The sequence below is a fragment of the Prevotella sp. OH937_COT-195 genome, assembly GCF_003932845.1.
In the GTDB taxonomy this organism is placed as follows: domain Bacteria; phylum Bacteroidota; class Bacteroidia; order Bacteroidales; family Bacteroidaceae; genus Prevotella.
Map to the genome: position 1 here is coordinate 1 of NZ_RQZH01000021.1, position 16,673 is coordinate 16,673.

Consider the following 16,673-nt stretch of genomic DNA (forward strand, 5'->3'; position numbering starts at 1 on the left):
GCGGTGAAGAAGTCCGTTATGACATGGCTCCTACCCTCTGCGTCCTCCCACATCTTGAAGCCCTTGTCGCTCAAGATGTCAGAGCCGGTATATCCTTTGCTCGTCACGCTGTCCGCAGTGATGTCGTCAGCGTTTATATTGCCGAGCGTGGCATTACCTTCCGCGTCAATACCCTTGTTTCCTTTTCCGAATAGTATGCCTTTGATAAACTTGATAATTCCATTGGCAACATCGTCATGCTTACGGCTTAAAAAATCTTCAAAGGCGGGGCTGTCTTCAGATAAAGTTTTCGCCTCATCTGAATACGCGGACCTTGATGAAAAGCCTGAACGTTTGGCATACTCTGCGGAATCTGAAAAATCGGCTTTGTCGGCGTGAGAGGCGTGTTTCACTTCCTGTAACACACCTACATAACCACGCCCCGCGCCGGTAGAACTACCGTCACCGTTGCCCATTCCCTTTGGCTTTTTTATAACTTTTACGTCAATCATTCATCAATCTCCTTAATTTTTAAATCCGCGCGCCCCTCAATCAAATTTCGACTGATGCCTTGAACAAAAAACGCCTTGTTCAACGCTGGGTGCGTGTAATGATAGAATAAACCGATAATGCCGCCCCTGTCTAATAGTTTCTGCTCCATCAGGATTCGGGGCAAATGGTATTCGGTGTAATAACTATCCACGTAAATTTGTTCAGGTTTCGCCTGCTTGCCTTTATTGTAATCGTAAATAGTCAGCACGCCGTCTTTAGTTTCAGTATTTATAGGCGTGGAAATATTTATAGTACTTACCACGCCCAACTCTTGACACTCCGTAACTGTCAAAGCCGAATTTATCTTAAACTCTAAATTATCTTTCTTGTTGGTAAATTCTTCGCGGGTGTCACTCATATAGATAATGTCGTTATCTTTTACGTTATTAGTTAATCCGTTGTCGCTGTAAACCTTGACTTCAAATTGCTTAACCATGATATTGCTAACGTGCGCCAACAAAGGTACACTATCAGTGCTCCATTTTGTACGTCTAAAGAAAGTAGGATGCCTGCGTGTTATATTCCCCCAAATGGTATTAACCGGTCCGAGAACCATAAACTTTACTTGACCGCTCAATTTGTCAGATTTTCGGACGGGTATTGCTGTGCCCTCTGTATCAACCCCCATAGTGTAACTGATATTATTTTGCAAATCAAACTCAGTGCCTACTAATTTATCGCCTATTTTGGGGTTAAAACCAATATAGAAACATTGTTGGTAATACTCGTCATCATCGCGGCATTGTTCACGCGTTTTGTAAGTTTTCCACTCAAAATCGCTCGTTTGCCCTTGCGTACCTGATTCCACTACGCACTTGTCGCCGATAATAAGCATACACGCTAATACAGATATCTTTGATATATTGTCTGTGCTATCACCTATTGCGCTATATTTAAATTCATACCTTTCGGGGCCTTTGCCCGTAAATGGCACTAAGCCATAATCAGTGCTCGCATCCCACGTAACTTCGTCTTTAGGTTCAATCGCTTTCCAATATTTACGTGTATAGTATCTTCCGTCGCCGTTGTCACGGCTGGGTACCGTTTCGTGCCACCATTTTGGAATCATCAATGCTATGCGCCAATCCGTGTCCGTGTGTAACGCTCTATACGTATCTGTCATTTTCATGACCGGATTAAGCACAATTTTGCCAGATAACACGATGTAATTAGTTACCTTATCATCGGCGGGTGAAAAATTGCCACCCGCGTTGTTTCCTGTATATACTGCATATGGTATGTTCGGCTTAATATCGTTAGCGTCCGGATAATACTCGCCCTCTTTATCACTATCATTGCCATTTACCGAAACAACTAAATAATTAGTCATGTTAACTTTAGATACAGGGCTGTTGTCGTTTTTTGCGGTGTTAATTTCAACGTTGCCTATGGACAATATAGCTGCTCCGAGATTCTCGCCCAACCAATTTGGTAAAGTTTGTTGGTTCTTGCCCGTACCATAAAGCGTAGCAAGATCAACTGCGGTGTTTCCGTTCTTTGGAAAAATCCACGCACTATTTGCCATTACTTGTATAAACCAATCTGTAATACGCCCCGCACCATAATCAGTAGGCTTGTCATGACACATCGCCTTAAAAGCGTTGTACGCGCTTTTGCCCTCACCATCTGCCGAAAACTCTGTGCAATATTTCTGCCAATAGAAAAACGGCGATGTTAGTAAATCCTCGTCCAACGGACTTTCAATTACTCTTTCTACGCTCTCGATCTTACAAGTTAAAAGTAGTTGGTTGTAAACCTCTCCTACGTTTATGGTCGTGTCGCAATCGGCTACGTTATCGTTGCAAATTGCCACAGCCTTAAATGCCGTTATGTCAATTTGCCCATTTACAATGTTGCGCCACGATATAGCGGCGTTGTCTTTAACCGATTCCCATGAAAAGATATAGAATGTTAAGCCGTCCTGAACTATGTGCAAATTCAAATAGCGCAAAATTTCTTCTAACACTTCGTCCTGTTGCCAAACATCATCTTCTTCTCCGCCGAAAAATAGTAACTCAGAAATTGCAAGATGCTTAAACACGGTGTAGCGATTACCGCTTTTGTTGTCAACGGCTTTACTCCCATCATACAGATAACGGATAGACCGCCCACCCACGATGTCGATACTGGACGTGATGCCATTTAAAATCTCGGTTACAATGTCATAGAATGTACGTTGTCCCGCTTCGGCTTTGGTGAGTTTATAAAGTACACCTGCACTGCCCACATTCTTATACTTGGAATATTGCAAAGCAGAAAGCGCATCGATACAATTCAATTCCACCTCGTCGTACACATCGTTATATGGTTGACTATAGGTCTGCGGTTCTATAAATCCGGCAAATAGACAAACGCCATCGCGATATATGTTCACGACGGCATCCCTACACGATGCGCAAAAGAAATCGGCTATAAAATCGCGCGAAAGCAATCTTATAGATGCGCTTTGGCGTAATAGGTGGTCGAATGTGTCGTTTACCTCGCTTTTAATCTCTACTGGGTCGGCGGTAAAGAATATGCCCGCCGCATCCGTACCAACTTCTATGCTGTTGGTACGGTCGGCGTTAGTAACGATATGCACCGCTATTGTGTCGCCCTGCTGATTTACAAAACTGCCGTGTAAATACATCGTTATACCTTTATGTTTGTTCGTCTGCCTGATTTACTACTAATTCTTGTTTCGTTGGCAATCACTCCCACCAACTTTCTACCGTCAATCTCAAAACGTACCGTGCCGCCTACGCCGCCCGCCGGTTGTATCATAGTGCGCAACTTATCCAGCGGCGCAATAACTTCGGGGTTGTTGGCCGCTCCGGCATACTCGCCAACAAGTGCCAACGTGGGGCCGCTCACTACGCCGCCGTTGGCAAACGCCGTTACTTGCTTCACGCTTGAAATCATCGCGGCCAGTTGTGCCAAACCAGTAGCAGCAAACGCTATCCACGCCCACGGCCCCAACGTGGCGGCCTGCGTGGTAGCGGTGGCGTAGCCCGCTGCCATCGTCGCTATTGCCTGGGCGATAGTTCCCGCTATATTCAGTTCGGGCAACTCCAAAGCGCTGCCCATCCCCGAAAAGGCTTGCCCCATTGAGGCAATAGCATCCGTCGCGCCTTGGAACTTCTCTTTAGCCTTTGTAATGTCTTCGGTCATCACCTCTATTTCTATCGGCTTCATCCCTAACTTTTCAAGTGCTATGTTTAGTTCCGCGATTTCCTCCAATGCCTTGTCTTTGCCTACAATCCCTATTTCGTAGTCTTGTTGTATGCGGCTTGCCTTTTGCTGGGCGTTGGCGTAACTCTGCCGTTTGTCCGCGTTGCTGCCCTGCTCGATGTAGGATGGTTCAACCTCTGCGCCGATAGACACTTTGCCCCTTGTGGCTTCGTCTATCTGCGCCTGTATCTCGCTGACTTTCGCGGCGGCGGCTACCTTTGCTTCCACGGTCACGGCGTTGTCGAAATCACGCTGTGCCGCCGTTAGTTCGCTCTGCATCTGCTCGGCAACGGTCTTTACCTCCTCTTTTTCGGGCTGCTCCACGCCGATACGTACTTTATACGCCTTAAACTCCTTTTCTACGGCCTGATAGTCGGCTTGCAGTGCCTTTGCCACTTCCTCATCGCCTGTGGCCTCGATGTTCCTGCGTAATTCCTCTAACCGCTTCTGATACCAGTTAATGCTGCCCTCGGCAATAGGCGTTTCAGGTGTAGCCTTTTTGTCGGGCTTCGGCGTTGTAACCGTTGTGCCGCCTTTTGGCGGTACTACCGTTAGCGTGGTCGTAGCCTTAACATCGTCTGCCAACCCTGCTTCAAGCCTTGCCGTGCGTTCCCGGCTCTGCCTCAAAGCCTCCTTGTTGGCTTTGTCCTCGGCGGTGTTCCCAATCCATTTCTTGCTGTTTTCCCTGTCCGCTCCGGCTTGGGTGTATCTGTAAGCACCGTCGTTAGCCAGTTCTATATACTTGCCGTCGCGCTTTCTGTCCCACGACGTTATATTTGCCCGGTCGCCCGCGTTTACGTGGTGGCGGGCCTGCGCCGCACTGTTGGACGTGTCTATTTTTTCGGTAAGTTCGTTCTGTAACTTATATTCTTCTGTCAGTTGCGCCAGTCTTGCCGCTGCCCTTGCCCTTGCGATAAAAGCCTGTACCACGGCATCGGTATTCTTGACAAAGGCATTTTCCGCGTCGCTAACGCCGTCTATCTTCAAGCCCAACGCCTGAAACTCGCTTTGGTTAGCCTTAATCCACGCTATTTTCTGATGTTCGTCGCCCAATGCTTTCCACCCGGCTTGCAATTTCTTATAGTTAGTCATCAGGCTGCTATAAGTCTGTGCGCTTGTGCTCTCAAAGACATTCTGCACGCGCTTGTATGAATCCGCCACGGTGTCGGCTTTGTCCGCAAACTCCCCTAATTCGTCGGCTGCGTCGCTTGCCGAATCGCCGAATAGTTCCACCGCAAACGATATAGCCGCAATAATTGCACCGATAATCGACGCGACTTCTAACGCCCTAATCGCCCACGTTAAGCCTTTTACGGCAATCGTCGCCCCCTTGATGCTGACCGACGACATATTCATAACCGTTGTAAACCAACGCACGACATTACCGGCAATCTTCGTGTTCAGGCTTGCAAGCCTGGTGGTATTCGTCCAAAGTGACAAAGCGCGGGTAGCACCTAATATGCCGCCAGCGGTAGTTATAATGGCGTTCAGGGCCAGCCCCATTTCACCTATTTGCACAATAAGCGTTTCGTAAGGTGCTATCAATGCGCCTACTTCTTCCCGCAAGTCGCCTATATAGTTTGCCGCCTGCTTCACCTTGCCCGCATCGGTCTGGGCCAACGACGCATTCATGCCGCCTACCGCGCTTTCCACGACCTCGGCAAGCACGGCGGCGCGTTCTTCCTCCGTGCCAAACTTCAAAATCTGCTCTTGGACTTCATCGAACTTGTAGCCGTAGCGTGAAAGTGCGCCGGTCTGCCCCTCCATCACCTTACCCAACATAGTAGCGATATTCGCCGCGCTCTCCTGCGTGGCATTCAGTCCATACTGCTGCGCTACCATATCATTCATTACGGGTATAAGTTTTTCCAAACTCGACTTTTTTTCAAGGTAGGTGGCTAACTCCTGCGCTCCCGCCAACTGCACTTCGTCGCCGATTACGCCTAACCGCTGCTGGGCGGCGCAAAGTTCCTTAATGCTGTCTATCTCATCGTCGGTAGCGTCCATCGTGTTGCGCATATTGTTAGCCAACTTCGTTTCGGCCTCCACCTGTGCGGCACTTGCTTGTGTGAGTTGCTGCATAATACCCGTAATCTGCTGCAACCCCGAAAAGGCATTCTGAAATACTTGCGTAACGTTATTAAACCTCAACATCGTATTACGCAATTCGTCCGCCCTTGTTCTGGAAATGCCTAACTTATTGGCTAATTCATGAACATTGGTAGTTGCCGTTACAAGTTGTTCCTTGCCATCAAGCGACAAACGGACGTTAAATTTTATTTCTTTTGCCATTTTTTAGCGTTACTTACTTACTCATTCCAAATTTTATTTGTATCTTTGCATCAGAAAAAGACTTTATCGTTATGCAGACACTAAAGAACATCATCCGCGTAGTGCTTTGGCTGCTGACCGTCGCCGCTTTCTCGGTTATGGTTTCCGGCTACTTCATCAAGCCGTCCGTTACCGGTTTCGTGGCGATGTGGGTGTTTGCAATCCTCTTTGCCGTTTCCGTCTTTGCCTCGCTCCCTATCAGTGAGAAAGAAAGTTTAGGCTTTGACGATGCCGCTAACGACAACATCAACCTTTTAGGCTCTTAGGCGTTTCCGTTCTCTTTGCCAATTCCTCAAACCTTTTCAGGCTCTCGGCGGCTGTGAGTTGTTGGGCTTTGCCCCGCTGCTTTTTGGTCGTACTCTCCCACGGTAGCGGTAAGAGTTTCTGCGGTGTAACCTTTTTCTTTAGGTGCGGTTGTATCACTATCGCCGCTAACATTCGCATACGCTCCCATTCGTCTTTGTAGGCGGCATCTTGCCTATTTCTGAACTCCTTATAAATGTGTTCAAACTCTATCGGCGTCAGTCGGCAAAAATCATCATACGAAAGATGTATGCAGCCCAAAGCAATGCCCAATATCTCATAAATGGCTATTCCGTTTTTTTTTCTCCGTCGCCGTCGTGCTGCGCCTCGGTGGTCGTGCTGTCGCTCCACGCTTGCATTTCGTCAGGGCCTATGCTGTCGGCAAATTCCATCAGCGACAAATTGAACTCTACGCCGTCGGACTTACAAGCCGACACGATGCAGCACCAAAGGAACGTACAAAGGTCTGCGAGGCTGCCCGGCTCGATGTCGGTTACTTCCTTGCCTGTTTCCTGCTTGAAACGAAGCATGGCCCCCATCGTCTGACGACAGGGGTATGCCTTACCGTTAATAGTGATTTCTAACTTACTCATAATGCGCTACGTTTTATTCGCCGCTCTCCTTGCCCGGGTATGTTGTCGGCTCTCCGTCGTTCTCCAAACTTACGCTGTAAGTGGCATCGTCCTGCGCGGGGCTTGTTTCTTCAAGTGACGCAATCACGAACTTACCCGCAACGTACGGGGCTGCGTCGCCGCCACGCTTAAACGCCTTGACTTCTACGCTATCACCCTTTCCCCAAAGCGGCGCAATCTGTTCGTGTCCGTTCTCGGTTTCGTCGTAGAAGCGCAAACCCTCTGCGCTGATTGAGATACTAAGGCCCGTAACGCCCTTGCCTTTCCAAAGCCCGCTACTTTTAGCCGCACTCGCGACCGGCTTAACGGCGCGGTCTTTGGTTTCGCTGTTAAATGTCAGCGTGTGACTTGTGCAGTGTCCTACGGCTTTGCCGCCAACCATCAGCAACAAGTCGCTACCATTGATATAACCAGTGTTTGCCATAATTTAATTATAATTTAATAGTGAATGTCATATTTTGTACACACGCATCATCTTCCCAACCCTCTTCGCTGTCGGTAAGCGTACAACTGCGCATCTTCAAGCCAGAGATTTCACCCTGCGCGTAGTCTAACGCGGCGCGTACCGCCTCGGCTAACTCCACGCCCTCGCTATATGCCGCCGTATATACGTTTACTTCCATCTGTACGGTGTCTGCTCCGGGCTGCCCGGCTTTTGTCGGATTGTGTTCCAAAGCGGCCCGTCGATAAAGGATATAGGGCAATTCCGCTTTATCTATGACTATGGGAAAAATCTTTTTGGTGCGCTGCGTTACTGCCTCGCTTTCCATCAGGATTTTACGAATAATCAAACCTGCGTTTAATGATGTTTTGCGTACTTCTGCCATAGTTTACAATAGTCCTTTCTTCCTTGCCGCTCTCTCCAAATTCTTTTGGAAATCGCTAAACAAATTTTGCTCAACAATCCGTGTTGCCTGTTCATCGGTTTTACGCATAAATCCGTAACGTTTCATTCGCCCGGTAACGTGGCCTTTGCGCTTGCGCACAAACACCTTTGTTTTGGTCTTTGTCTTACGGTATTTCGTGCCATCCTCTGCCCACATAAGTACCGGCTTTTCTTTGCCTTGCCGGTTGGTGTGGTAGCCCCGTTTTTTATTAGGCTTAACCGATAGCATAAAGCCCGCGCCGAACTTATCAGGATAGACGCGCATACGAATACCCTTTGAAAATCGTTGCTTTGTGCCTTGCCCGATTCCGCTACTTTGCAATTCAGTAATAGCGTGTTTCTTCAAGCGGTTTCCCTCTCGGCGCATTGCGCCGCGCATCGCCTTACGCTGGTCTTTCAAGTCCAGCGCTTGGAATACGTCGTTAAACGGCTTTTCAATATCTACTATCTGACTTACCATTGCTCGCGGATTATCTTTACTCGTTTACTCTAACACAAATCAGGGTCTTAAAGCCCTTATCGAGATTTGGCACGATGTTCGTAACGGTGTATAGGTAGCCTCCTAATTGCTGTGCCCGCCAATTTTCTTGCACCGGGTGGGCGTCCCTTATATTGAACTCTGCGCGATAGTCCGGGAAATGCTCGCCAACTTCTTCGCTTCGGTTGCCACTCTGCTTTACCCTCTCCGCGTGTACGATGCGGGTTTCCGCGTAGGTGGTTTTTTCCTCGCCGTAGTCGTTGGTCGCCTTTACCGGCTCTAACAACATAAGTTTATATTTCATACGTCCGGCTATCATTCTACCAACTTTCTAAAGGGTTTAATCAGGGCCTGCAGTGAGTCGGGAACGCTGTGCATTTGCGTAGTGCTGTCGCTCTCGCGTTGGTTGTACCAATGTGCGCCAATCAACAAAATAGCGTGTTTGAGTTCGGCGGGAAACTCCCCGCCGCCCATTTCCACTAATTCGTCTTTGTCGCGGTTGGTTACGCGGATAACGTGCTTTTCTGCTGTATCTAAAAGATGCTGCAAATATACATCATCATCGGCGAAATCATCTGCCCTGACGTGCTGCTTGAATAATTCCAAACTCACCACATTAGCCATAATCTAAACCTCTGATTTGTCACTTCACTTTTTTATCAGCCCGCTTTTTTAGTCAGAACTGCAAATGCCTCTTGGCGCAGCACTGTAATAGCGTAGTCCACGTTAAGCACAAAGTCAATTGCATTCTTACGCGCCTGACTGTATGGGTCAACGATAAATACCATATCGCCAAACAAGCCCTGCGGTGCATACTTGAACACGCCAAAATTAACGGTGCCGTCGGCAACCTCGTTGGTAGTAAATACGGGTACACCGTTAATCTTACCATTTTCGTCAACAACGGCGACATTTGAGCCGCTCCACTTAGGCGTTGCCTCCAAAAGCGCCTTTGTTGTTTCGCTCATCACGTAGCACATACCATCCGCCTGCACATTGGTTGTAAGTACAGCGGCCTTCAGAGCCACCAAATCTTTAAGTGCAGGAGCGTCGCCTGTGTACTGTAATTTCTGCGCGGCTTTCAAGTTGGTAGTGAGGAATGGACCAACAAGATTCGTAGCACCCGTTACCTTTGTGGGGCTAAACATAATCTTGTTCATCAAGGTAGCGATAGCGACAGGCATATACTGCGTTGCCACAACTTGCAGCAAGTCGTCGGTTTCGTTAAGTGCCTCGCGTGTGATAGGCACGGCGATGCCCAGACGCTCCGGCTTAGCAATGAGTTTGCCAACGGGTATCTTAGTGTCGCCCAGGGCTGCGCCCTCGTCGTTAATAGTGGCGGCGAAAGCCTCAACTACGGGCCATTGGTGATTACCCTTTAAGCCGGTAAGAAGTGGCGCACCGATAGCCGAAAGCACGGTTTTGTTATAAAGCGGCTCTACAATGTCGTGCGTAGTCAGTGCGCCTGGATTCGTAGATGCTGCGGGGTCGGCATAGCCCGATGCGTTGCCCTTGAAAGAAGATGCCACGGCGCGGCTAATCTTCAACTCAAAACGCTGTCCTTTCTCCAGGCACTCGCGAATTTGGCGGTTAGCCTCTGCGATGTCCTCGCGCTGCGTAACCTCGATTGTCGGCGTATTAGCCTTAATCTTCATTTCCAAAATGTCGAGTTCGCGGAAAAGCTGCCTACGCTCGCCCTCCTCTGCCTCTGTGAACGCCTCGCGCTCCTTGTCACTTTCGAGATTCTGCGCCATCTCGTTCAGGCGGCCTTTGATTGCGTCCACGCGCTCGTAGGCTTCACGAAAATTAAATCGTTCCTTTTTCATTTGCAGAAACTTTTAAGAATGAAACATATAATTAAGTACCGCCTAAACGGTGCGGTTTATTCGCTCCTTGATACTGCGTATAGCCTCGCGTTTCTTTTCAAGGTCTATCGTCTTAGGTGTGTCGGGTGTCGGCTGCTCAAACACTATGCCCGCCGCCTCAACCTCACGGCGTGTTACGTTGGTCTGCTCATAAGCCGGGTCAGTAGTCAGCGTAAAGTCGTAAACGGCATCAATGCGCTTAACGTGACGTAGCAAAATATCTTCGCCGCTATCCGTCTTTTCGTCCAGCCGCTCGTAACTAACGGCGTTCTCGCTGTCGCCCTCGTCGGTGCTGTAAATGAAAGAGCATCCGGCAATATCGCCGCGCTGCACCAACTCTAAAGCCTTGTCGCCGTCCACGGTCTTAGGCATTTCAGCCCAAAACTTCACGCCGATTTCGTCCACCTCGTAATTAAGTGTGCCAACGCCCTTGTTACTGCGGGCTAAAATCAGTTGGCGGTCGTGGAACATCGTAAGTTTGATGTCCTGCGCGTCTAACATTTCGCGGGTAACGCTGCCTGGCTCCAGCACCTCAAAATAGTAATCCCACCAATCGCACAAAAGACGGCTTCGCACACCGAATTTAAGTGCGTAGCCCTCTATGGTGCGGCTTTCGCCTCCGTCGGTGGCTTCACGGACTTGCAGATTAACCGCAAATCCCATCGTCCTTTTGTTAATCTTCATCATTGCTATTATTGGTTTTATTGGTTTTATTGGTTGTTGTCGCTCCGCCTGTCAGTTTCTCACTATTCAGGGGTGCAAGGTTTGTCGAAACTAATACGGTGTCGCCGCCCTCTACTTCGGGTTGGTTCTCGATACGCCGCCAATCGTTAATCGTGTAGATGCCGCTTTCTATCGTCTTTTTCTGATAGTTTGCCATTGCTTCCAAATCCAAAGAATAGATGCCCTTACGGTCAAACTTGAAAATGCGCTTACAACAAAGCGACGGCGCAATAAGTTTGCGACTAAATTCGGCTTCTATGCGTTTCAATATCGGGTCTAAAGTCATAGACAAAAACGCCACATTCGCCATTTCTGCCGATTTATAGTTATTGCTGGTATCGTCAAACACGAAAGATGGATGCACACCGAAAAAGCGGCAAATCTCCCTAACGGTAAACTTACGGCTTTCCAAAAACTGCATATCGGTAGAACTTAACGAAATCTGCTTAAAGTCCACTTGTCCAGGCAAACTAACGATATGCTCACCGTTGGAAAAGCGGCTATCTACATTCTCGGCAGTTTTCTCTAACTCTTTATCCTGATACTCACCAAAGCCAATCGTGCTTTTGTCGTTGCTGATAATGCCGCGCACATTGCCGCCGTTGGTAAAGCGGTTGGCAGTTTCGTTGTCGCCTGCCGATGCTATGCCGATGGTACGCCGTGCGTGGCTAATCACGCTTTCGCCGGTGCGTCCGTCTGACGAATGTAGGTATAAGTGTATAATCTCGCTTTCATCGAATGTACCATAAACGCCGTTATAGCCGTCCGTAATGGTGTAGCGGTTGTTTATGACGCTATGCGCCACGCTGCCTTTGCTACACAAAACAAGGTCTGTGAGTTCGCCCATAACGCGGCGCGGATAGATGTAGGCGTTACCCTCTAAAAGCATCAACTTAACCGCCATACTCCAAAAATCAAAAATGGATAGTTCGGGCTGGGGCTGTACGGATAGCAAATAATGAATGGGGGCATTTGTGTCCTCTTGGTATCGGCTGCCTTTCAGTTTCATATACTGCAAATGCAAACCTGCTACGCTATCACTCAAAAGTTGCACACACCGATAGACGGTGGCAATAGATAAAGCGGTGCTTTCGGTGAGGTAAAAGTATTGCAACCCTGCGCCGGTACGCGGGGTTGTGCGCGTGGGTGTCTTGGTCGCGGTTCGCTCCGTTTCCTCACGCCGCCAAAGTCGGGTAATATCCCACCATTTTGCCATATTTGCGCTAACTTTTACCACAAAGTTACACCTATTATTTCGTGCGAAAAAATGCCGTTTGGTGCATCGTGGAACACTACGGCGCAGCGTGTCTTAATTTTGACTTTTTTAAGAAATTATTTTTGCAGGGGCACGACGATTTAGGGCAAATCGGGTGTGATTTGTCCGAAAAGGACGGGGCGCAACTTGTCGGCTGCGCTCCCGCCTTTGGTTAAACTTCAGTTGTGATTAGAACACCATGCCACCCCAGGCTTTAAGTATCTCGCCGCCGGGTATGACGGTCTTACGGTCTGTGCGCCTTACTCGCACATTGATATACCCCTGCTTCACGTACCGGGCTATGGTGTGGCGGTCAACTCCCAATGCCCTTGCTGCCTGTGCCTGGCTGTAAAGTCCCTTGTACTCTACGTTTGGTCTTGTGGTAATCATGCCGCGCCTCCTTTCTCCGTGTCAGTTATCACGGCTTCTTCCAATAACCAGTCTAACGGCTCAAAGGCGCGGGCGGTGCTTTGTAGGCTCAACGCTACGGCATCCGTCAGCGGCGTTTCTGCTGGGTAGTTGCTCAACAGATAACGCAAATACTCGCGTGTTCCCTTTATGGCTTTCGTAAACGTGTCGGCATCGTAAGGCATAACGCCGTCGCGGTCGCGCAATTCAATAGCGGTTTCTTTTCTGCTCATACGATACCCTCCACACGACTTTTAACGGTTCTGAACTCTACTTCATTCAACAAGTAATCAAGTGGCATCAGTGCGAAAGCAAGTTCACGCGCCGACACGTCGGCTTTATCGTCCAACTGCGCCGCCATGCCAATAATGAAATTACGCAAATTAGCCAATTCCTTAACGATTGTTTCCGACTCGTAGGATAATGTCTGACCCTCTTTTGCCTGCATTATAAATAAATTCGTTTTCTCCATTACTTGTTTCCCCCATTCATTAAGTTAGACACTTGGTTTACATCTACGCCCATCATCACCGCCATTGCCGTAACGAAACGTTGCATCATGTCGGCGGGTGTCTGTGGCAAATTGAGTGCTGCCTGCTGTGACTGCGCCTCCTGCTCCGGCTTGGCTTCCTGCTCTGCCTTTGGCTTTGAAGGGTTGGGCTGTCCCGGGCGATTCTTGCCCTTTGCCTTGTAGAACTCTGCCAATACAAGTTTTGCCACATCATCGCCCAAAGCGGCGGCGTGTGTTGTCATTGTGCGGAAGCCCTCAATGGTGATGTAGTACACCACGCCGTCGTTTCGGTCATAGCCCGCGCCGTTACCCCGGTGTACGGTGCGCGTCTGGCGGATAAACAGCCGATTAGGGCGTAACGTGTACTTGAACATACGGCGCACACTGGCGCAAATGTTCTCATGCTTACGCCCTGTGAGCCTTGCAAGCGTTACGGACGAAACGACGCGCTGCTGCCCGAAACACTCGATGATAGGTGCTTCGTACTCCAGGCTCTCGCGTACCATCGTCGGCATTTCTGCCATTGTACGCGCGGGCTGCTTCTGCTTTAGGCGGTGTTCTTCCTCCTGTTGGCGGCGCAAACGCTCTTCCATCACGTTAAAGGCGTTAATGTAGGCTTCTTTGAACTTCGCGGCGGTCTTGCCCGTGAAACCCATCACAAGGAACACAAAGCCATCGCGGGTAATAAAATAATAGGGGTCTTGGCGTTCACCCATTCCGTTAGGTAACGGCCTGATTTTTAACGACGGCGCAAAATTGCGCCCTCGGAAATCGTCGCTGCAATCTAAGCCGCGGATTGCTCTTAAAACGTCTTTGTGCTGTTTGCTGAAAATTTCCGCAACGCGAAAGGACGTTGTTACTACCTGGCTGTCCTTAATTTCGCATAAGGTAGCCACTTCAACGCACGGTTCAATCGTAGCCGTACCGCTGACCTGAATAACAGGATTTGATAAAATTTCATTCGCCATAGAATATAGGACATTTAGGCGTTACAGGGCAGAAATGAAAAACGGCTGTCCACTTCCCGTTGTCCTACACCTTCTACTGGCAGTGGGCGCATTAACGCTCCACACAGGGTTAGACAGCCGCAAATAACTTGCAACGCCTCGCGATATAGGCAAAATAATAGCCTGCTCGCAATCGGCAGGCTTTATGTCGCCCGCCAGTAGATTCGTATGTAGGACGCCGCAAAATTACGCTTTTTACCCATATCTACCAAATTTTTCAGCGAAAAAGTTACTTACTTATACCAAATTTTTGTAATTTTGCACCCCAAACAGCACTATTTATGGCAAAAGAAATCTATTTTAACATCAATCTTGATGTAAAAACAGACAGTATAAATGTAGATAACGAAAACCCATTAGACAAAATGCTTAGTGGGCTTTTACCCAAAAACGCTTTTAGCCGTGAAGATGACAACAGCGCATTTAATCTTGAAATGCCTTTTTCTGAAAATGGTATCAATTTCGTAGCTATTGACCTCGAAACAGCAACAGAAGAAAGAGACTCTATTTGCGAAATAGGTATTGCTATTGTCGAAGACTCCAAAATCAAAGAAACAAAGTCATGGCTGATTCAGCCGCCCGATAATGAGTACGACGATTTTAATATAGAAATTCACGGCATACGCCCACGAGACACAAGAGACTGCCCGGAATTTGGCGAGATATGGCCCGAAATATTGCCATACCTTAATGGGCGTGTAGTTGTTTCGCACAATACGGCTTTTGATATGTATGTGTTAAGGGATTCGTTTTTATGGAATAATATTCCGTTTCCAAATTTTGCCTTTTTCTGCTCCTATCGGACATCAACAAAATTAGTAAAGGGCTGCTATAGTTATTCGCTCCCCTACGTATGTGAGACACTCGGAATACCATTTAGCGGACATCATCGGGCGGGTAATGACGCTGCCGCTTGTGCAGAAGTATTCATTAAGTGTATTCAACTCTCTGGGTGTAATTCCTATGTTGACTTACAAAAGGCCTGTGAGTTTAGGTGCGGGCGCTTCTCTGACAACTACTTTAGGCCTCAATTATCAACCCATCAAGGCGGTAAGTCATTCAAGGTTGAAGATATTAAGGGCGACCCGTCAAAGATAGACGAGGGTAACTATTTTTACGGAAAGCGTGTGTGCTTTACCGGCACGTGTATGTATGGAATAAGGAAAGAGTTATTGCAGAAAATTGCCGATGTCGGTGGTATTCCGTTGGATAGCGTAACCAAAAGCACCGATATACTGATAGTAGGGCAACAAGACTACAAGAAAGTCGGTGAAAGCGGAATGAGCAATAAACAAAAAAAGGCTATGTCTTTGAAAGATGCAGGTGCTGAAATAGAAATTATGTCGGAAAAGGATTTTTTGAATAATATATAACCGCTTTTGCAAATGAAGAAACTACTATATCTTTTCTTGGCGTTGGCCCTGCTTGGCTGCTCATCAGACGATGACGAAACCAACAACTTATCGGGCTTTGAACAATACGAAGGCACTTGGGGGCCTGCATCCTATACGCTCGACGGTGTGGTGTACGACTGCGACCCAAACAGCCCAGGCGTTACAAACATCGACCGTATCGTGTTCCTTAGATACGAGGGCGACGAAGTGATAATGCGCACGGAATACGCCGTTAGTGGCGGTTGGAAACACCGGCGCGACAAAATGCTGTATTGGGTAAACGGTGCTTTCCACGAAGTAAGGCTAAACGGCGATAAGGTAGAAGCGGGCAACCTCTACACCGCCATCACTATTTCCGGCGGCTATCTGTATGACACCGACCACCCCGGAATGAAATTCGTAAAAGTGAAATAAACGAAAGCAGCCGCCCCAAGTGAGGCGGCTGCTTTGGTTAATCTATCGGGATTATTTAGTTTATACATTCGCCGGGTGGTGGGCTGATTCCCAAACCTGGCATCTATCAGCGTCATATCGGTAATAAGTGCTACCCAATAATCGCCGCGTGTTGGGGTTGTGTATGTTACACGGTAATGCCCGCTACCGGCAAATCTAAAATCAAAGCCGGATAAATCGTTTGCCCTGTAATTACTAAAGTATTTCATATCGTTGTTTGATTTATAGGCGGGGCTTTATGCCCCTGCCTGGTTAATACTAATCGTTGCTAATTCTCAAATTCTCCATTTCGTTAGCGTCAAAGGTGTAGCCGTGTCGTGCCATAGCTTTAACCGCTGCACGTTTCGCACCTTTTTCAGTCTTATAGAACTTCCCAACCGTAAACCAATATTCGCCGTATTGTGTGGCAAACCGCTTAAAATCTCGGCTGTATGAACGAATTATTACAATACCGCTACGATGTTTTAGCCTCTCTTTATTGGTCGCCTTGCACCGATAAGGAACTAAACAACCGGGATTTTTGTAAGCATCTGCCGTTATGGTACATTCATCAGATATTACAGACTTTAGAATGCGACGGGTTTATATTTGAACGCAAAGACGGCGTATATAAAGCACTAAAAGGAAAAGCACGGATAGAACTAAATAGACGTGGTTACGAAATAGACTAAAAGCGGCGGGTTAAG

Annotated in this window: 21 protein-coding genes and 1 pseudogene; 4 read left to right on the forward strand and 18 right to left on the reverse strand. The window is 48.1% G+C overall.

Translation table 11 applies throughout. The features are described from left to right. The 3 genes and pseudogenes from EII32_RS08415 to EII32_RS08425 form a co-directional block, all read right to left on the reverse strand. Nucleotides 1-491 (reverse strand): annotated as a pseudogene (locus tag EII32_RS08415) (hypothetical protein); the annotation flags it as partial. Continuing rightward, nucleotides 488-3,160 carry a hypothetical protein gene (locus tag EII32_RS08420; protein ID WP_125234988.1) on the reverse strand — a complete coding sequence of 891 codons (2,673 nt, stop codon included), beginning with the start codon at nt 3,158-3,160 and terminating at the stop codon, nt 488-490. The pseudogene EII32_RS08415 and the gene EII32_RS08420, both read right to left, overlap by 4 nt. Nucleotides 3,161-3,162: 2 nt before the next feature. Beyond that, the gene (locus tag EII32_RS08425) at nt 3,163-6,033 is read right to left on the reverse strand and encodes a hypothetical protein (protein ID WP_125234989.1); all 2,871 of its coding nucleotides are present in this window, start codon (nt 6,031-6,033) and stop codon (nt 3,163-3,165) included. Between the two features lie 71 nt (nt 6,034-6,104). On the opposite strand from EII32_RS08425, the gene EII32_RS08430 reads away from it, so the two are divergent. Then, a complete protein-coding gene (locus EII32_RS08430; RefSeq protein WP_125234990.1) occupies nt 6,105-6,338 on the forward strand; it encodes a hypothetical protein in 234 nt (77 codons plus the stop codon). Here the strand turns inward: EII32_RS08430 and EII32_RS08435 are convergent. The 14 genes from EII32_RS08435 to EII32_RS08500 all read right to left on the reverse strand — a co-directional run bounded on the left by EII32_RS08435 (nt 6,319) and on the right by EII32_RS08500 (nt 14,101). Continuing rightward, a complete protein-coding gene (locus EII32_RS08435) occupies nt 6,319-6,726 on the reverse strand; it encodes a hypothetical protein (protein ID WP_158611157.1) in 408 nt (135 codons plus the stop codon). The genes EII32_RS08430 and EII32_RS08435 overlap by 20 nt on opposite strands. Further along, nucleotides 6,663-6,968: a hypothetical protein gene (locus tag EII32_RS08440; protein WP_125234992.1), complete on the reverse strand. Its 306-nt coding sequence runs from the start codon at nt 6,966-6,968 to the stop codon at nt 6,663-6,665. Before EII32_RS08440 ends, EII32_RS08435 begins: the two co-directional genes overlap by 64 nt. Nucleotides 6,969-6,981: 13 nt before the next feature. Next, a complete protein-coding gene (locus EII32_RS08445) occupies nt 6,982-7,431 on the reverse strand; it encodes a phage tail tube protein (RefSeq protein ID WP_125234993.1) in 450 nt (149 codons plus the stop codon). Between the two features lie 7 nt (nt 7,432-7,438). Further along, the gene (locus tag EII32_RS08450; RefSeq protein WP_125234994.1) at nt 7,439-7,834 is read right to left on the reverse strand and encodes a DUF3168 domain-containing protein; all 396 of its coding nucleotides are present in this window, start codon (nt 7,832-7,834) and stop codon (nt 7,439-7,441) included. A 3-nt stretch (nt 7,835-7,837) separates the two neighbouring features. After that, entirely contained in the window at nt 7,838-8,353 is a 516-nt protein-coding gene (locus tag EII32_RS08455) for a hypothetical protein (protein WP_125234995.1), read from the reverse strand. Nucleotides 8,354-8,369: 16 nt separating this feature from the next. Further along, a complete protein-coding gene (locus tag EII32_RS08460; RefSeq protein ID WP_158611159.1) occupies nt 8,370-8,675 on the reverse strand; it encodes a head-tail adaptor protein in 306 nt (101 codons plus the stop codon). Between the two features lie 11 nt (nt 8,676-8,686). Beyond that, entirely contained in the window at nt 8,687-8,995 is a 309-nt protein-coding gene (locus tag EII32_RS08465) for a head-tail connector protein (RefSeq protein WP_125234997.1), read from the reverse strand. Between the two features lie 35 nt (nt 8,996-9,030). Continuing rightward, on the reverse strand, nt 9,031-10,197 hold the full coding sequence (locus tag EII32_RS08470) for a phage major capsid protein (protein WP_125234998.1): 1,167 nt from the start codon (nt 10,195-10,197) through the stop codon (nt 9,031-9,033). A gap of 42 nt (nt 10,198-10,239) precedes the next feature. Further along, entirely contained in the window at nt 10,240-10,923 is a 684-nt protein-coding gene (locus EII32_RS08475) for an HK97 family phage prohead protease (RefSeq protein WP_125234999.1), read from the reverse strand. Next, nucleotides 10,910-12,196, reverse strand: coding sequence for a phage portal protein (locus EII32_RS08480; protein ID WP_158611160.1), 1,287 nt, complete (start codon nt 12,194-12,196; stop codon nt 10,910-10,912). Before EII32_RS08480 ends, EII32_RS08475 begins: the two co-directional genes overlap by 14 nt. Nucleotides 12,197-12,403: 207 nt before the next feature. Further along, entirely contained in the window at nt 12,404-12,604 is a 201-nt protein-coding gene (locus tag EII32_RS08485; protein WP_125235001.1) for a helix-turn-helix domain-containing protein, read from the reverse strand. Beyond that, nucleotides 12,601-12,855, reverse strand: a complete 255-nt coding sequence (locus EII32_RS08490; protein ID WP_125235002.1) for a hypothetical protein — start codon at nt 12,853-12,855, stop codon at nt 12,601-12,603. The genes EII32_RS08485 and EII32_RS08490 overlap by 4 nt, the downstream gene beginning before the upstream one ends. Further along, nucleotides 12,852-13,070: a hypothetical protein gene (locus tag EII32_RS08495; protein ID WP_125235003.1), complete on the reverse strand. Its 219-nt coding sequence runs from the start codon at nt 13,068-13,070 to the stop codon at nt 12,852-12,854. Before EII32_RS08495 ends, EII32_RS08490 begins: the two co-directional genes overlap by 4 nt. Nucleotides 13,071-13,093: 23 nt before the next feature. Then, nucleotides 13,094-14,101: a Rha family transcriptional regulator gene (locus EII32_RS08500; protein WP_125235004.1), complete on the reverse strand. Its 1,008-nt coding sequence runs from the start codon at nt 14,099-14,101 to the stop codon at nt 13,094-13,096. A gap of 320 nt (nt 14,102-14,421) precedes the next feature. Here EII32_RS08500 and EII32_RS08505 point away from each other — a divergent pair, with 320 nt between their 5' ends. Next, nucleotides 14,422-15,513, forward strand: a complete 1,092-nt coding sequence (locus tag EII32_RS08505) for an exonuclease domain-containing protein (protein WP_125235005.1) — start codon at nt 14,422-14,424, stop codon at nt 15,511-15,513. 12 nt (nt 15,514-15,525) lie between these two features. After that, nucleotides 15,526-15,948, forward strand: a complete 423-nt coding sequence (locus tag EII32_RS08510) for a hypothetical protein (RefSeq protein WP_125235006.1) — start codon at nt 15,526-15,528, stop codon at nt 15,946-15,948. On the opposite strand, the gene EII32_RS08515 is transcribed toward EII32_RS08510, so the two are convergent. Further along, nucleotides 15,897-16,196, reverse strand: coding sequence for a hypothetical protein (locus EII32_RS08515; protein WP_125235007.1), 300 nt, complete (start codon nt 16,194-16,196; stop codon nt 15,897-15,899). The two genes, EII32_RS08510 and EII32_RS08515, sit on opposite strands and share 52 nt — an antisense overlap. A 222-nt stretch (nt 16,197-16,418) precedes the next feature. On the opposite strand from EII32_RS08515, the gene EII32_RS08520 reads away from it, so the two are divergent. Continuing rightward, entirely contained in the window at nt 16,419-16,658 is a 240-nt protein-coding gene (locus tag EII32_RS08520) for a hypothetical protein (RefSeq protein WP_125235008.1), read from the forward strand. The last annotated feature ends 15 nt before the right edge of the window (nt 16,659-16,673 follow it).

Excerpts from the sequence above, each read along its gene's own strand:
- EII32_RS08420 (WP_125234988.1), bottom strand. The coding sequence starts at position 3,160 with ATGTATTTACACGGCAGTTTTGTAAATCAGCAGGGCGACACAATAGCG.
- EII32_RS08425 (WP_125234989.1), bottom strand. The coding sequence starts at position 6,033 with ATGGCAAAAGAAATAAAATTTAACGTCCGTTTGTCGCTTGATGGCAAG.
- EII32_RS08430 (WP_125234990.1), top strand. The coding sequence starts at position 6,105 with ATGCAGACACTAAAGAACATCATCCGCGTAGTGCTTTGGCTGCTGACC.
- EII32_RS08440 (WP_125234992.1), bottom strand. The coding sequence starts at position 6,968 with ATGAGTAAGTTAGAAATCACTATTAACGGTAAGGCATACCCCTGTCGT.
- EII32_RS08445 (WP_125234993.1), bottom strand. The coding sequence starts at position 7,431 with ATGGCAAACACTGGTTATATCAATGGTAGCGACTTGTTGCTGATGGTT.
- EII32_RS08450 (WP_125234994.1), bottom strand. The coding sequence starts at position 7,834 with ATGGCAGAAGTACGCAAAACATCATTAAACGCAGGTTTGATTATTCGT.
- EII32_RS08455 (WP_125234995.1), bottom strand. The coding sequence starts at position 8,353 with ATGGTAAGTCAGATAGTAGATATTGAAAAGCCGTTTAACGACGTATTC.
- EII32_RS08460 (WP_158611159.1), bottom strand. The coding sequence starts at position 8,675 with ATGAAATATAAACTTATGTTGTTAGAGCCGGTAAAGGCGACCAACGAC.
- EII32_RS08465 (WP_125234997.1), bottom strand. The coding sequence starts at position 8,995 with ATGGCTAATGTGGTGAGTTTGGAATTATTCAAGCAGCACGTCAGGGCA.
- EII32_RS08470 (WP_125234998.1), bottom strand. The coding sequence starts at position 10,197 with ATGAAAAAGGAACGATTTAATTTTCGTGAAGCCTACGAGCGCGTGGAC.
- EII32_RS08475 (WP_125234999.1), bottom strand. The coding sequence starts at position 10,923 with ATGATGAAGATTAACAAAAGGACGATGGGATTTGCGGTTAATCTGCAA.
- EII32_RS08485 (WP_125235001.1), bottom strand. The coding sequence starts at position 12,604 with ATGATTACCACAAGACCAAACGTAGAGTACAAGGGACTTTACAGCCAG.
- EII32_RS08490 (WP_125235002.1), bottom strand. The coding sequence starts at position 12,855 with ATGAGCAGAAAAGAAACCGCTATTGAATTGCGCGACCGCGACGGCGTT.
- EII32_RS08495 (WP_125235003.1), bottom strand. The coding sequence starts at position 13,070 with ATGCAGGCAAAAGAGGGTCAGACATTATCCTACGAGTCGGAAACAATC.
- EII32_RS08500 (WP_125235004.1), bottom strand. The coding sequence starts at position 14,101 with ATGGCGAATGAAATTTTATCAAATCCTGTTATTCAGGTCAGCGGTACG.
- EII32_RS08505 (WP_125235005.1), top strand. The coding sequence starts at position 14,422 with ATGGCAAAAGAAATCTATTTTAACATCAATCTTGATGTAAAAACAGAC.
- EII32_RS08510 (WP_125235006.1), top strand. The coding sequence starts at position 15,526 with ATGAAGAAACTACTATATCTTTTCTTGGCGTTGGCCCTGCTTGGCTGC.
- EII32_RS08515 (WP_125235007.1), bottom strand. The coding sequence starts at position 16,196 with ATGAAATACTTTAGTAATTACAGGGCAAACGATTTATCCGGCTTTGAT.
- EII32_RS08520 (WP_125235008.1), top strand. The coding sequence starts at position 16,419 with ATGAACGAATTATTACAATACCGCTACGATGTTTTAGCCTCTCTTTAT.